General features: G+C 43.9%; 15 protein-coding genes. 12 read left to right on the forward strand and 3 right to left on the reverse strand.

Features of this window, described 5'->3' with window-relative positions; genetic code table 11:
* Positions 1-41: 41 nt before the first annotated feature.
* From AS29_RS10870 to AS29_RS10895, 7 genes are all read left to right on the forward strand, one after another.
* The gene (locus AS29_RS10870) at positions 42-1,010 is read left to right on the forward strand and encodes an NAD(P)-dependent alcohol dehydrogenase (protein ID WP_035405781.1); all 969 of its coding nucleotides are present in this window, start codon (positions 42-44) and stop codon (positions 1,008-1,010) included.
* 178 nt (positions 1,011-1,188) lie between these two features.
* On the forward strand, positions 1,189-2,136 hold the full coding sequence (locus tag AS29_RS10875; RefSeq protein ID WP_035405783.1) for a sensor domain-containing diguanylate cyclase: 948 nt from the start codon (positions 1,189-1,191) through the stop codon (positions 2,134-2,136).
* Between the two features lie 99 nt (positions 2,137-2,235).
* A complete protein-coding gene (locus tag AS29_RS10880) occupies positions 2,236-2,952 on the forward strand; it encodes a hypothetical protein (protein WP_051860590.1) in 717 nt (238 codons plus the stop codon).
* Positions 2,949-3,683 carry a hypothetical protein gene (locus AS29_RS10885; protein WP_035405784.1) on the forward strand — a complete coding sequence of 245 codons (735 nt, stop codon included), beginning with the start codon at positions 2,949-2,951 and terminating at the stop codon, positions 3,681-3,683. The genes AS29_RS10880 and AS29_RS10885 overlap by 4 nt, the downstream gene beginning before the upstream one ends.
* Before the next feature lie 227 nt (positions 3,684-3,910).
* A complete protein-coding gene (locus tag AS29_RS10890) occupies positions 3,911-4,963 on the forward strand; it encodes a LysM peptidoglycan-binding domain-containing protein (RefSeq protein ID WP_051860591.1) in 1,053 nt (350 codons plus the stop codon).
* A gap of 208 nt (positions 4,964-5,171) precedes the next feature.
* The gene (locus AS29_RS21370) at positions 5,172-5,339 is read left to right on the forward strand and encodes a hypothetical protein (protein ID WP_156505931.1); all 168 of its coding nucleotides are present in this window, start codon (positions 5,172-5,174) and stop codon (positions 5,337-5,339) included.
* Positions 5,340-5,353: 14 nt separating this feature from the next.
* Complete coding sequence (locus AS29_RS10895) at positions 5,354-5,623, forward strand: hypothetical protein (RefSeq protein WP_035405785.1); 270 nt, start codon at positions 5,354-5,356, stop codon at positions 5,621-5,623.
* 48 nt (positions 5,624-5,671) lie between these two features.
* Here the strand turns inward: AS29_RS10895 and AS29_RS10900 are convergent, their stop codons facing one another.
* A complete protein-coding gene (locus AS29_RS10900) occupies positions 5,672-6,418 on the reverse strand; it encodes an SDR family NAD(P)-dependent oxidoreductase (RefSeq protein ID WP_035405786.1) in 747 nt (248 codons plus the stop codon).
* Between the two features lie 111 nt (positions 6,419-6,529).
* On the opposite strand from AS29_RS10900, the gene AS29_RS10905 reads away from it, so the two are divergent.
* From AS29_RS10905 to AS29_RS10915, 3 genes are all read left to right on the forward strand, one after another.
* Positions 6,530-7,426, forward strand: a complete 897-nt coding sequence (locus AS29_RS10905) for a LysR family transcriptional regulator (protein ID WP_035405787.1) — start codon at positions 6,530-6,532, stop codon at positions 7,424-7,426.
* A gap of 329 nt (positions 7,427-7,755) precedes the next feature.
* Positions 7,756-9,006, forward strand: coding sequence for an MFS transporter (locus AS29_RS10910; RefSeq protein WP_051860592.1), 1,251 nt, complete (start codon positions 7,756-7,758; stop codon positions 9,004-9,006).
* A 192-nt stretch (positions 9,007-9,198) separates the two neighbouring features.
* On the forward strand, positions 9,199-9,624 hold the full coding sequence (locus tag AS29_RS10915) for a hypothetical protein (protein ID WP_035405788.1): 426 nt from the start codon (positions 9,199-9,201) through the stop codon (positions 9,622-9,624).
* A 90-nt stretch (positions 9,625-9,714) separates the two neighbouring features.
* Here AS29_RS10915 and hepT read toward each other — a convergent pair whose 3' ends face one another.
* Entirely contained in the window at positions 9,715-9,912 is a 198-nt protein-coding gene (hepT, locus tag AS29_RS22060; RefSeq protein WP_442854528.1) for a type VII toxin-antitoxin system HepT family RNase toxin, read from the reverse strand.
* A 97-nt stretch (positions 9,913-10,009) separates the two neighbouring features.
* Positions 10,010-10,186 carry a hypothetical protein gene (locus tag AS29_RS21375; protein WP_156505932.1) on the reverse strand — a complete coding sequence of 59 codons (177 nt, stop codon included), beginning with the start codon at positions 10,184-10,186 and terminating at the stop codon, positions 10,010-10,012.
* Positions 10,187-10,339: 153 nt separating this feature from the next.
* Here AS29_RS21375 and AS29_RS10925 point away from each other — a divergent pair, with 153 nt between their 5' ends.
* Positions 10,340-11,794: a protein adenylyltransferase SelO gene (locus tag AS29_RS10925; RefSeq protein ID WP_035405789.1), complete on the forward strand. Its 1,455-nt coding sequence runs from the start codon at positions 10,340-10,342 to the stop codon at positions 11,792-11,794.
* A gap of 772 nt (positions 11,795-12,566) precedes the next feature.
* The gene (locus tag AS29_RS10930) at positions 12,567-12,902 is read left to right on the forward strand and encodes a DUF2294 domain-containing protein (protein ID WP_035405790.1); all 336 of its coding nucleotides are present in this window, start codon (positions 12,567-12,569) and stop codon (positions 12,900-12,902) included.
* Positions 12,903-13,180 lie beyond the last annotated feature (278 nt).

Here is a 13,180-nt window from a genome sequence, read left to right on the forward strand (position 1 = left end):
TGAATATGAATATCATAAACAAGTAGATTGGAGGAATAAGAATGAAAGCCATCGTTTCTGAAAAATATGGTTCACCTGATGTTCTTCAATTAAAAGAAATCCCAACACCGATTTTTAAAGACACTCAAGTACTTGTTAAAGTCCATGCAGCCTCCATGAATTATGGCACCGTGGTTCTTCTCAGAGGCAAACCGTTTCTGGCCCGATTTGCCTTCGGTCTGCTAAAACCTAAATACTCTATACCTGGGGGAGACATATCAGGGACGGTTGAAGCTGTTGGCAAAGATGTTAAGCAGTTTCAGCCCGGTGATGAGGTGTTCGGCGATCTATCCCTGAGCGGGTGGGGCAGTTTTGCTGAATATGCATCGGTTCCTGAGCGTGCACTCGTTCGTAAACCAGCCAGCCTTTCCTTTGAGGAAGCAGCTGCTGTCCCGATGGCTGGCGTTACGGCGTTACAGGCTCTCCGTGATAAAGGGAAGATCCAGTCAGGACAAAGTGTTTTAATTTATGGAGCATCTGGCGGCGTAGGGACGTTTGCAGTGCAAATTGCGAAAGCGTTCGGAGCAGAGGTATCGGCTGTATGTAGTACGAGAAATGTAAACATTGCGCGATCAATAGGCGCAGATCATGTGATTGATTATAGAAAGGATGATTTTAGCAAGCAGACGGAGCGATATGACCTGATTGTGGCTGCTAACGGGTATCAGCCGATTTCGGTTTACAGGCGTGCACTAACTTCGTATGGAACGTATGTAATGGTTGGAGGCTCCGGTGCTCAAATGTTCCAAGCCATGACTCTTGGCCCTTTGCTGTCGATGTGCGAAACAAAGAAAATGGGAAATGTTCTTCAAAAGGCAAACCAAAAGGACTTGGTTTTCTTGAAAGAACTTATTGAAACCGGCAAAATAAAACCCGTGATTGACCGGGGTTTTAAACTTAGTGAAGTTCCTGAAGCATTCAGGTATTTTGAAGAAGGACACGCTCAGGGAAAAGTGGTCATTTCTGTGTGAAGTTCATGAAAAGTAAAGAAGCCTGTTTTATTTCAAAATGCTGTCGTTTATCATCCCAGCGTTTCATCCCCCACTTTGAATTTTTGCCAGAAAATTAAGTGGCGGGTAGTTCAACCTCTTTAAATTTTCATCAGTTCTTCGTATAATGACAACGGATGAGGAAAATGGGGGTGGAACGATGGAGATACATTTGAATGAATTGAATATGTATAAAAATTTTGAAGAAATGGCATCTGATATTCTTGAAATGGCCAATGAGTTTATGCCGGACAAGCTGATTTTCTTAAGTGCAATGACCGATTCCGAGCAAATCATCCTGAAAGTGCGTGACAATCAAACGAATATTAAAGTGTGGGAAGGAATGCGAATGGACCTTCTTGATACCGCTTGCAACCGGATTGATTTTGACCGGAATGAACCTTTGATTATTGAAAATGTTCGAAAAGTGAACCGCCTTAATGGAGTGCAGAAAATACTTTTGGATGCCAACATCAATTCTTATATAGGCGTTCCAATTATCCTTCATGATGGGGAAGCCTTTGGGACGCTGTGCGCGGTTGAAACTTCTTCTGCTGCATTCAGTACAAAGAGCATTCAAATGTTTCAAAAGATTGCCAAGATGTTTTCTTTTTATCTGGATTTGGAGCGGAGAGCGTACCGGGATTCTTTAACCGGTTTGTATAATCGGGAGTTTTTATCTAAGCATTTTCATGATTTTTCAGCCAGCGGGGGAGCCTTGTTTTTTCTTGATCTGGATGGCTTTAAGAAAGTGAACGATTTGTATGGACATGATAAAGGCGATGAAGTGCTGAAAGAAACGGCACGGAAACTGGAGGAGTACATGAAACGGCACAGCGGTTTCGCCACCCGCTTGGGTGGAGATGAGTTTATCCTTAACTTCGTCGGTCTTATTGACTCGGAGGATTTACATAATCTTGCCGAAAACCTGCTTGTCCATCTATCTTCCGAGGATACGCAGCTAGCTGATTTCCGTTTGTCAGTCAGTATTGGGATTGCGTCCTACCTGCCTGGTGACAGCAAATCTTTAAACATGCTTCTAAAAAATGCCGACCATGCTTTATACCGGGCAAAAACACAAGGGAAGAACACATTTCGTTTTTATTAAGAAAGGTGAAGGCGACCAATGGTTGTCTTTGTTGTTTTTTTAAACCTTAAATATGGTAAAATATGAAAATCATATAGATGGAAAGAGGAAGAGTTTCCTATGAATTTCACGATAAATTTTCCCCTGTTTAATGCAGCGGCTACAGTGGCCGCCTTATTGGCGTGGGGAGTCATGATCTTTTTTGCCTATCGAATCTATAAAAAACAAAGGGTAAAACCGAAAGTTTGGAAGATTGCTGGAGTTCTATTGGTTGGTTTTCTTTCTATATCCTTTGATGTGAGTATACTTGGAACCGTGGTTAAACTGTCCATTTTTCCGCTTGGGGTAGGAATTCTCTATTATCTATTAAATAAAAATAAAGAAAAATGGCAGACGTACCGGTCTTTTGCTTGGCTGGGATTCCTGGCGAATTTTATTTTTCTACTATTTGCTTTGCTATCCATCCCGGTTCATCAAGCGCTTTATCCGGTAAACGAGCCGTCAACCTACCTGGCGAATGTGGAGGATGCCTCGCTTATTGCCATTCATCCCACTGCTAAAGAATCCGGCTTACATATTGAGAGCCTTAAGAAACAGCTGCCCTTGCTGAAGCAGCGCCCGAACCGAATTAATGAGTGGTACTACGAACATAGAGAAGCGAAAGAAAGAATGGAACGGTTTCCGTATCTCCTTACAGGGACGCTTCCGAAATGGGGTAGCGGGATGAATCCCCTGATTTTTGTTGGAGGAGATGGAAAGGGAATCCTGGTATCCACTCCGAATAAGCAAATCTACTTCCGCTCTGAAGAATCATTGCTTGAGGGGGCGGTCAAATGACGAAGAATAAATGGATTCTTGTGGTAGCAGTTGTTTTAGCGGCAGCCCTATTCTTCTATTGGTTTTATTTTTCAAAGCCCTCTGCATTTCCAGCGGATGATCAAGCAATCGCTGAGATTAACCGGACATTCCCAAAGGCCTACTCTCGAACCATTCAGGAGGCTATTGAAATTGACGACCGTCACATGGTACTTCCGTTTATTTCAAAGGTTAAGAATTACGGCTTGAGCTATTGGGTGTGGAGAAATCACAAATGGAATGTAGTGAGTGTTGATACAAAAGGGAAGCCCGCGGTATGGAAGATTCACCGCAATGATCCATCCTCTTACGTGATAGTCTGGAATCTGCCTCCTGATCATCCTTTGAGTGCGATTGACTTTTACTTAGTGAGAGATAGAGGTTATCATAATTCAGGTAATAGAGAGAATTACCAGCCGAAAATTCAAATGAAAAAGAAAATTTCTCTTCAGGAGAAATCCTATGGGGTGATTCCGTTTCCTGAGCAATGGACAGCAGCCGTAAATCTTGTAGCCCAAGCAGAATCCGACCAGAATATTGATCCGCTAACCATGGGGATGTTCCCTCAGCAATCCATGTACATTGGCTGGGTTTCTTATGATAAGGCGCGGAAAGAATCACGTATCTTGTTTGATGGACCGACCTATTCAAGAAACTATGAAGCAATTGAAGACCTGAGGCCGGTCAATGAGAGTGATATGGAGAGCCCATAGAGGAGCAGCACGCATTTCAGAGAAGAATCCTCTTACAGGGGTTCTTTTTTTGCAGATTAAAGGTAATTATGATTAGTTGAACCTATTAAAACGCTCAGAATATATTTTAAGAGTCTTATTACCTATTTTTAAATAGTATTTTTCAATCGTTCTAAACTGATGCCCTTCGTGGTACCATGGTAGCGGTTATAAAGTAATTAATTTGTTCAAGGGGGACAACTTTCATCATGAAAAAAAGCCTATTCTTAGGGATGGCTTTGGCAGGAGCAATCAGTTTCACTGCAGCTTCAAACGCAGAAGCAGCAGCATCCCAGACGTACCGGGTAAAATCGGGAGACAGCCTGTCCAAAATCGCACATGTTAACAAAGTAACAGTCAGCCAGCTAAAACAATGGAATAACTTGAATACCGACGTGATTCACGCAGGGAAAACATTATATGTGAAGAAACCCGCTGCTCAAGCCACTGCCTCTAGTTCTAAAAAACACATCGTCCGATCAGGAGAAACCTTATCTGCCATCTCAAAAAAGTATGCTGTATCGATTGATAAAATCAAAGAAGCCAACCATTTAAAGTCTGCGGTCATTAAAACAGGACAAACCTTGATTATCCCTAAAGCAGCTCCTGTAAAACCAGCCAGCACGGCTAAGAAACCGGCATCAGCGAAAGCAGCTTCGCCGGCTAAAGAAACCTACTATATCGTAAAACCGGGAAATACCCTCTCTGCCATTGCCAAACTATTTAATACACCGGTCCAGGAGATCAAAAGATTAAATGGTTTAAAGAGTGACAAATTGCTCGTAGGGCAAAAATTAAAAATGACAGAGGGTGTATTGCCTGTATTGGGTGAGGGAGTTTTCCCATTGGAGCCAGGAAGCTATCAATCTTACCCGGATTCATGGGGAAATTCCAGAAGCTATGGCGGTTCAAGAACCCATGAAGGAATTGATATCATGGCTAAAAAGGGAACGCCTATCTATTCCGTAACCGATGGAGTCATTGAGAGATACGGCTGGAACGAATTGGGCGGATGGAGATTAACCATCAAAACCAAAGAAAACTTCCGAATCTACTACGCCCATCTGGATCAATATGCAGCGGGCATGATGCAAGGTGGAACTGTTAAAAAAGGCCAGTACCTCGGTACAGTCGGGGATAGCGGGTATGGAAAGACCGGAACAAAAGGAAAGTTTGCTCCGCATTTGCATATCGGCGTCTACAATCAAAGCTTCCAAGCGATTAACCCCTATCCGTTTTTGATTTTTTGGGAAAGAAAATGACAGTAAAGGAGCAGGTGTACTGCTCTTTTTTTGTTGACCAGAAACGAGAGTCGAACGGCTAAAAAAGGTCAGTGAACGGACAGATAAAATCGGACGGGCAGATTATGCGGAGGAACGGCCAAAATTCGGCGAAAAAAGGCCAATAAATGGTAACGAACGGACAGATAAAATAAAACGGCAAGATTATGTGGAGGAACGGCCAGATTACGTGGTTCAACGGACAGAATCTGGCGGAAAACGGTTAATCAATGGTGGCGAATGGACAGATAAATTCGGACGGACAGATTCGATGGGACTACGGACAGAATATGCGGTTCAACGGAAAGAAACGAGCGGGGCACGGCCAATCAATGGTGGGGACGGACAGATAAAATAAAACGGCCAGATTACGTGGTTCAACGGACAGAATCTGGCGGAGAACGGCCAATAAATGGTGGCCAACGGACAGATAAAAACGAACGGACAGATTACGTGGTTCAACGGACAAAATCCGGCGTGGAATGGCCAGTAAATGGTGACGAACGGACAGATAAAATAAAACGGCCAGTTTATGTGGAGGAGCGGCCAGATTACGTGGTTCAACGGACAAAATCCGGCGGGGCACGGCCAATAAATGGTGCCGGACGGAAAGATTACGTTGTTCAACGGCCAATCAGCTAAGTTCAATCGTGCAAAAAAGCCCGGAGAAGGATTCTCCGGGCTAAAGTTTTATTTGAAGGAAGCGTATCCTTCATCAGCCATAACTACACTGCCGTTGATGGCGTCGGCTTCTTCCAGTGAAAGAAGGTAGACGGCATTTGCCAGCTGTTCAGGCTGGGTAAGTTTGTTGCCCATGACTTTGGCTTTCATTGAATCAATGATGCCGTGGTCTCTGTAGCTTTGGATAATGGCTGTATCCACAACCCCAGGTGCAATGCCTACTACCCGGATTCCGTAAGGAGCCAGTTCAAGTGCAGCTGATTTAGTCATCATGTTTACGGCGCCTTTTGTTGCGTGGTAGGCAAATGTGCTTGGAGATGCAAGAATTCCATAAACCGAAGTTGTATTAATAATGACTCCTTTTATGTTCAGCTCTTTCATTTTTTTGCCTGCTTCGATAATTCCGTATGCTACACCGTGCTGGTTAATATCGATGATTTTATGGTAGGTTTCCATATTCATATCCAGAACCGGTGTGGATGAGCCAATTCCGGCATTATTGAACATAATATCAATTCTTCCGTATTCTTCAACGGTTTTCTCGATTAAGCGGGTAACATCCTCATACTTGGAAACGTCCGTTTTAATGAAGATGGCTTCCCCGTTATTTGAGCGGATCATTTCGGCTGTTTCATTTCCGGCTGCTTCATTAAAATCAGCAACGACAACCCGGTCTCCTTTTCTGGCAAACTTAAGACACGTTTCTCTTCCAATTCCGCTTGCTCCGCCTGTAATAACGGCTACTCTTTTCGTCATTTTCTATTTCCTCCCTGTTTCTAGCATATTTTGATTTTATCATTCTCTTAAATTAATTATAATTTAATAAAAGTGTCATTTAGTTAAGTGCAGCTTAAGGAGGGGTGAGCGTTGAATATTGAGCAATTGGAGCATGTGGCAGAAGCGGCAAAAGCAGGCTCGCTTACGAAGGCAGCTGATCATTTGCATGTAAGCCTGTCAGCTATCAGCCAGTCAATCAGCAAGCTGGAAAAAGAACTGGGAGTCCAGCTTTTTATCCGCAATCGTCAAGGCACAGCTTTAACGGCGGAGGGAATACGAATCATGGAGAAGGCGGAAAAAATTCTCGCTGCCATCGGAGAATTGAAGGAAGAAGCCAACCGCTGCTCCGATACGCTTGCCGGTGATTTGAAAATTGGCATGATCCCGGGTCCTATCAATCTCCTAATCGATATGGTTTCCGCGTTTAAAACCGATTATCCGAATGTTAAAGTGGAAATTTATGAAATGGGACCGGTGAAAATTTCCGAAGGGATACTGAATAACGATCTGGATATAGGGCTGGTTTTAACCTCCCAATCGTTCGCTGTTCAAAATCACGAGTTGATTGCCGAAAAGATCTTGGAGGGGAAGATGGTTGCGGGTGTTCACAAACAATCACCGCTTGCCAAGCTGGACAGGTTCTCTCCGGAGCAGCTTTTTAAGGAGACGCTCGTCCTGTATAACGATGACTACATCAAAAAGTTTGCGTACGATACCTTATCGCCTTATGGCCCAATCGATGTTCTGTTTACCACGAATAACACGGAAGCAATCAAGCGGGCTGTGCAAAGTGGAGTGGCTGTTACACTCGGGATGGATTATTCTTTTCGCAGCCGGTCCCCCTATCCAAACGAGACGGTCATTCCGATTGAGATTGATGGTGCCGATAAAGAGGCGCTTCATCTTGCCTTAATCAGGAGAAAGGACAAGGTTCCCTCCCTAAAGGTGAAAGAATTCATGCGAAGGATCCACAGGGAGTTAAGATGAAGACAAATCAAGTGGAATACAGGGTAAGAAGCAGAAGAAGTATGAAATTTTAAATGATCTATTGAATTCCGGAAAGAATTAGGGTAATGTTGGAAATATCAATGAAGTATTTTCGGAAGGGTGACCAAGAGGCGATGATCTACTAATTCCTGATTAGAAAAACAGTCGTAATCATGCCAAATACGAGCTATTTTTCTGGATTGGATTAGTTTTGCCTTTTGAGCGCTGATATGTAAGACACGTATGCCCAGTAGCTATGGGGATGTTTTGTCTTCTACCTGTGATCAAAGCAAAACCTCTTGTCCAGGATGGAAAAGGAGGTTTTTTTTATGTCAGAAATGGCGAGCCCCAAAAAAGCAGGGATGGGGGCTTTGTTTCAAAATCGAGTCATTCGCACAATTTTAATATCGGTGTTTTTCCTTCAGATTGGAATTTGGGTGAGAAATTATTCGATCCTGCTCTATGTAATCGAAAAGACGAATGAAAATCCGGTGGCGGTATCACTGATTTCTGTTGCTGAATTTGCTCCGATCTTTTTATTCTCATTTATAGGCGGGACGTTCGCGGACAGATGGCGCCCGAAGAGGACGATGGTATGGTGTGATCTATTAAGCGCCGTTTCCGTGTTTGTCGTTCTGCTTACTTTGTTCTTTGGAGACTGGAAAATCATCTTCTTCGCGACTCTCGTTTCCTCGATTCTTTCCCAGTTTTCCCAGCCGGCGGGGATGAAGCTGTTCAAGCTGCATGTTCCGGCAGAGCTTGTTCAAATGGGGATGTCGATGTACCAGACCGTTTTTGCCCTGTTTATGATTTTAGGTCCGATTCTTGGAACCTTCGTTTTCCAGCGGTATGGGATTCTTGCGGCTGTTGGAATCATGGGTGTTGCCTTCTTAATTTCAGCAGCGGTTCTCCTCATGCTTCCTACGGATCCTGAGCCGGAAAAAGAAAAACCGAAGACGAGCCTGATGGAGGAAATGAAGGAAGGGTTCCGCTATGTATTAAATAGCAAGGCACTCACTCTTCTTGGAGCGTGTTTTGCAGCGGCCGGCCTTGCGATTGGATTAACGCAGCCGCTTGGAGTGTTTCTGATAACGGAAAGACTCGGGCTTCCGAAAGAAGATCTGCAATGGCTTATGGCGGCATTTGGAATCGGCATGATTCTCGGGGGCGGAATTACAATCGCCATTTCCAAGAAGGTCATGCCTCAAATGCTTCTTGCAATTGGAATGACAGCAAGCGCGATTGGTATGGTCGGGATGGGCCTGTCGACAGAATTATGGCTCACGCTGACGGCTCAATTTTTTGCCGGGCTGTTCATGCCATGTATTCACATTGGAATCAATACAATGATCCTGCAAAATACGGAAGCAAACTTTATCGGACGGGTTAACGGGATTCTGAATCCACTCTTTATGGGAGCGATGGTCATCACGATGTCCGCTTCAGGCGTGCTGAAAAAGAACCTTTCCATCGTGTACTTGTACGAAATATCCGCCGTACTCCTCGTTATTGGCGTGCTTGTGCTTGTGCCGATTATGAGGAAATCGTCTGTTAAGCAGGAAATGAAGCAGGGGATGTAATTATTTTTTAGGAGCAAAAACAGAAAGGTGTAAGGCAAAAAGCCAACTAGTTCGCACATGAGTTAGTTGGCTTTTTTTATTGGGAATTAGGAAATTCCATTTTTAGCGCTTTACTCAATAAAAGAAGTAAGATATTGGGAATGTTGAAACTTTTATCTCGACACCCCGTCAAACTTAACGAGGGGGGATAAAATGAAAAAGCTGAGCATCATTATGTTGATCGCAATAATCATTTTAGCTGCTTGTTCAACTGGAGGAGAGCCAAAGGATATTAAAAAGGTAACAATAACAGGTAACGGATTGAGCCTCTTTTCAGAAACTAATGAGCACATAGAGGATAGAGAAATTGTTTTGGAACATCAAGAAGATATTAAAGTAATCGTAAAAGCATTAAAGAAATCCTCATCCTATTCGGGTGCAACGACTGCTGACGGTGAAAACTTTAAGATGAGCATTTCTTATAAAGACGATTCCTCTGACACAATCCTTTTGTGGCTTTATCCTAAAGATCATATAGGGAGATTCCAAAAAGAAAACTACACTGGATCCGTTTATTTACTTAATGAAGAAGATATACAAAGTATTGCAAAGCTAATGAATGTAAAAGAGGTACAATAATAATTAAGCACATTTAAATCGGAGTATAAGAGCACAGCAAGTGGCAGTGCTTTTTTTGTTCTCATAAAGAGGTCCGGTTAGTCAATAAAATTAATACGCAAGAATTTGTTTTTTATATTCCATAAAGTCGTCTAAATGCTTTGAAATGATTTGCTCGAGGATATCTAAATTAATGGATTGATCATCATGCACCGCAATGTTGCGAAAGGCAACCATGGCTTTCATTTTGGAGGAAATATCCTGGTCAATAATGGATTTTTCCTGGAGTATATCGGAGTTTTTTTTCAGCCACTATATGCATGGCCATTTTCCAGGCTGATTTTCATACACCTCCAAGACACGTTTTTTGCATCGTTCAATCACACTTATTTTATTTAAGATCACATCATTCTTCATAACTCGTCCTGCTTTCCTCTAAGTTGCTAAGAATATCCGATCGTTCTTCATTAAGTTTAGCGTACATACTGAGAGCGAGCATTTCGGCATTCATGAGTATGTTATCATCTATAGAATAGGCAACCTTGCCTGTTGTATAGAATTTCACTTCCATCAAATTCTGCATAGATTTCACTCCAGACCTTTCGTTACGGCTACTATACCAGTTTATTGATTTATTACTTTGAGCGCATATCTAAGGCAGACTAGACTCTTTTAAAAGTATAATAATATAAAGAAGAACAAAATTAATCCACAAGGAAAAAGAAAGGAAGATACAATGGGAACCGGATCAGGGAAAACAGGATGGAACCTGGACAGCAGCTACACCAGTCTGCCATCCTCCTTTTACACAGTAATTGAACCAAATCCAGTGAATCATCCGAAGATGGTCATTTTTAATAAACAGCTTGCTGCAAATCTTGGCTTGAGTGCGGATGAGCTTCAAAACGATGCAGCGATCCTTTCCGGAAACGAAATTCCAGATGGCTCCGTTCCTTTAGCCCAAGCCTACGCTGGCCACCAATTCGGGAACTTTACGATGCTTGGAGACGGACGTGCGATGCTGATTGGAGAACAGATCACTCCTTCAGGCGAACGGATGGATATCCAGCTGAAAGGCTCAGGACCGACACCTTATTCACGCCGCGGGGACGGCCGGGCTGCCCTTGGACCGATGCTGCGTGAATACATCATCAGTGAAGCGATGCATGGTCTAGGGATCCCGACAACCCGCAGCCTCGCGGTTGTAGCAACGGGGGAGCCGATTTACCGCGACACCGAATTGCCTGGTGCCATTTTAACAAGAGTGGCCGCGAGCCATCTGCGCGTCGGCACCTTTCAATATGCAGCCAACTGGACATCCGAGGAAGAACTGCGGGCGCTTGCTGACTATGCAATCGACCGTCATTATTCGGAAATCAAAAATGATGATAACCGGTACCTGTCCCTGCTTCAGGAAGTCATGAAACGACAGGCCGAACTGATTTCCAAATGGATGCTTGTTGGATTTATCCACGGAGTTATGAACACGGACAACATGACGATCAGCGGGGAAACGATTGATTACGGTCCATGTGCTTTTATGGATACGTATGATCCGGAAACCGTCTTCAGCTCAATTGATGTACAAGGCCGCTATGCCTTTCTGAATCAGCCGGGAATTGGCGGCTGGAACTTGGCAAGATTTGCGGAAAGCCTTCTGCCGCTGCTGCATAAAGAACAGGAGGAAGCGGTGAAAATCGCCCAGGAGACAATCTCTGGCTATCCTGAGCTGTACAAGCGGCAATGGTATAAGGGCATGAGGGCAAAGCTCGGAATATTTAATGAGGAAAAAGAGGATGAAACGCTGATTCAGCATTTCCTCGCTATGATGCAGAAGGAAAAGGCAGACTATACGAATACGTTTGTGGCCTTGACCTTTGACAAGGAACATGCGCTCTCGGTCAATCCGGATTACGCCCGTTGGAAAGGGAGTTGGCAGGAAAGATTGTCAAGACAGGAAGAATCGGAAGCAGCCGTTCATCAGCTGATGCGGAACAGCAATCCTGCCATCATTCCAAGGAATCATCGGGTGGAAGCGGCGCTTGATGCTGCGGTAAACGGAGATCTGACTGCGATGGAGGAACTATTGGATGTTCTATCAAATCCATATGAGCACTCGGAAAAACAGACGGCATACGCTGAGCCGCCGGGGCCGGAGTGCGGTCCTTATGAGACGTATTGCGGGACTTGACTGAAAAAAAGCTGACCTGGAAGGATGATGGACTCCTTTTGGTCAGCTTTTTTTGTGTGGTGCCAGTCCCGTTCTGCTTCACCGCATCGGGGGACAGAGGCAATGTCTAGCCAGACCTTGTGCACCAATGTTTTGAAGTGTGGGTGCCGGGGCTTTAGTTCAGTACAATTTGTGTGGACTGGCACGGTGCCAGTCCCGCTTTCCTTCACCGTATCAGGGGACAGAGGCTACGGACGGTCAGCTCTTGAGTACCAGTACTTTGCAGCGGTGGTGCCGGAGCTTTCGTACGGTAAAATTTGTGGGTACAGGCACACCAGCTTTGCACCACTTCGAAAATACGGATAAATCATGAAAGGGTTTTTTTACAGAACAAAAGAAGCTCCTAATTATGTAACAAATCACTTCATCGTCCTGTATACTAGTAGTAAATGTACAGCTGATGATAGCGAAATGTAAGGTTTATTTGTGCAGCTTCGGCCGTAGATGAAACAATGGAACAGGAACGGGTCAACGTACGTTAAACAGAAGAAAAAAATGCAGAGTGAAAGCCCTCTCAAAATAATTGACATTTTATGTTTCGGCATCGTAATATAGGAAATGAAACCGGAAGATTACTCGATAGCATGTATGGTAAAACTTCTTCCAGGCAGCAACGGTATGGGCCGTTCTGAGGGGGAGCGAACTAGACATATATGCTGTTCATAATAAATCGGGCATACCTCTTTTTTGTGCATACAAAAAGAGGATGCTCTTTTTTTATAGGGGGGATCGGATGAGCAAGGGAGAAATGGAAGATATCATCAGCAGGCTTATTACAAAGTGGGAGAAGGAGTACTTGGGAAGAGGTCCTCTCCAAGTGAAAACAAGCATCTTGGACCATGCAGTTCTGGTGGTGTTGAAGGGGGTTTTAACACCGGCTGAACAGAAGATTTCTGAAACGGAAAGCGGTCTGCTGTCAGTAAAGAAAATCCGGGCAGAACTAGTGGAATCGGGTGCAGATGAATTAAAGCAAATTGTTAGCAGCGCGACAGGAATGGAAATCATGAGCTTTCATACAGATATCAGTACGCGCACAGGGGAGCGGGTCATGGTGTTTCTTATGGGGTAGGGGTATATTGAAAAACGGGAGACATTTAAAAAGCCCTGAAGAGGGCGGTTTAATGCAGACCGGTAAAGAGTGTAAGAGTGGACACATCCACCTTGCTCTTTACCGGTTTTTTGTTTTAAGGGAATAATCTGAATGCTCCTTAGTGCTGATAAGTTGCTAAATAAGAAATCTTTAGCTAACCCCAGCGTTCGGCCTCTTGAGGTCATTTCAGAAAATCCCCTCAAGTTAAAACCAGACTGTACCCGATTTCTTTCCAGTTCTTATTGGCGTACTGATGC

It is taken from the genome of Bacillus sp. SJS, from assembly GCF_000732485.2.
Taxonomy (GTDB): domain Bacteria; phylum Bacillota; class Bacilli; order Bacillales; family Bacillaceae; genus Metabacillus_B; species Metabacillus_B sediminis.

Bases quoted from the DNA above. Each gene is read 5' to 3' on its own strand.
- AS29_RS10870 (WP_035405781.1), top strand. From the start codon at position 42: ATGAAAGCCATCGTTTCTGAAAAATATGGTTCACCTGATGTTCTTCAA.
- AS29_RS10875 (WP_035405783.1), top strand. From the start codon at position 1,189: ATGGAGATACATTTGAATGAATTGAATATGTATAAAAATTTTGAAGAA.
- AS29_RS10880 (WP_051860590.1), top strand. From the start codon at position 2,236: ATGAATTTCACGATAAATTTTCCCCTGTTTAATGCAGCGGCTACAGTG.
- AS29_RS10885 (WP_035405784.1), top strand. From the start codon at position 2,949: ATGACGAAGAATAAATGGATTCTTGTGGTAGCAGTTGTTTTAGCGGCA.
- AS29_RS10890 (WP_051860591.1), top strand. From the start codon at position 3,911: ATGAAAAAAAGCCTATTCTTAGGGATGGCTTTGGCAGGAGCAATCAGT.
- AS29_RS10900 (WP_035405786.1), bottom strand. From the start codon at position 6,418: ATGACGAAAAGAGTAGCCGTTATTACAGGCGGAGCAAGCGGAATTGGA.
- AS29_RS10910 (WP_051860592.1), top strand. From the start codon at position 7,756: ATGTCAGAAATGGCGAGCCCCAAAAAAGCAGGGATGGGGGCTTTGTTT.
- AS29_RS10915 (WP_035405788.1), top strand. From the start codon at position 9,199: ATGAAAAAGCTGAGCATCATTATGTTGATCGCAATAATCATTTTAGCT.
- AS29_RS21375 (WP_156505932.1), bottom strand. From the start codon at position 10,186: ATGCAGAATTTGATGGAAGTGAAATTCTATACAACAGGCAAGGTTGCC.
- AS29_RS10925 (WP_035405789.1), top strand. From the start codon at position 10,340: ATGGGAACCGGATCAGGGAAAACAGGATGGAACCTGGACAGCAGCTAC.
- AS29_RS10930 (WP_035405790.1), top strand. From the start codon at position 12,567: ATGAGCAAGGGAGAAATGGAAGATATCATCAGCAGGCTTATTACAAAG.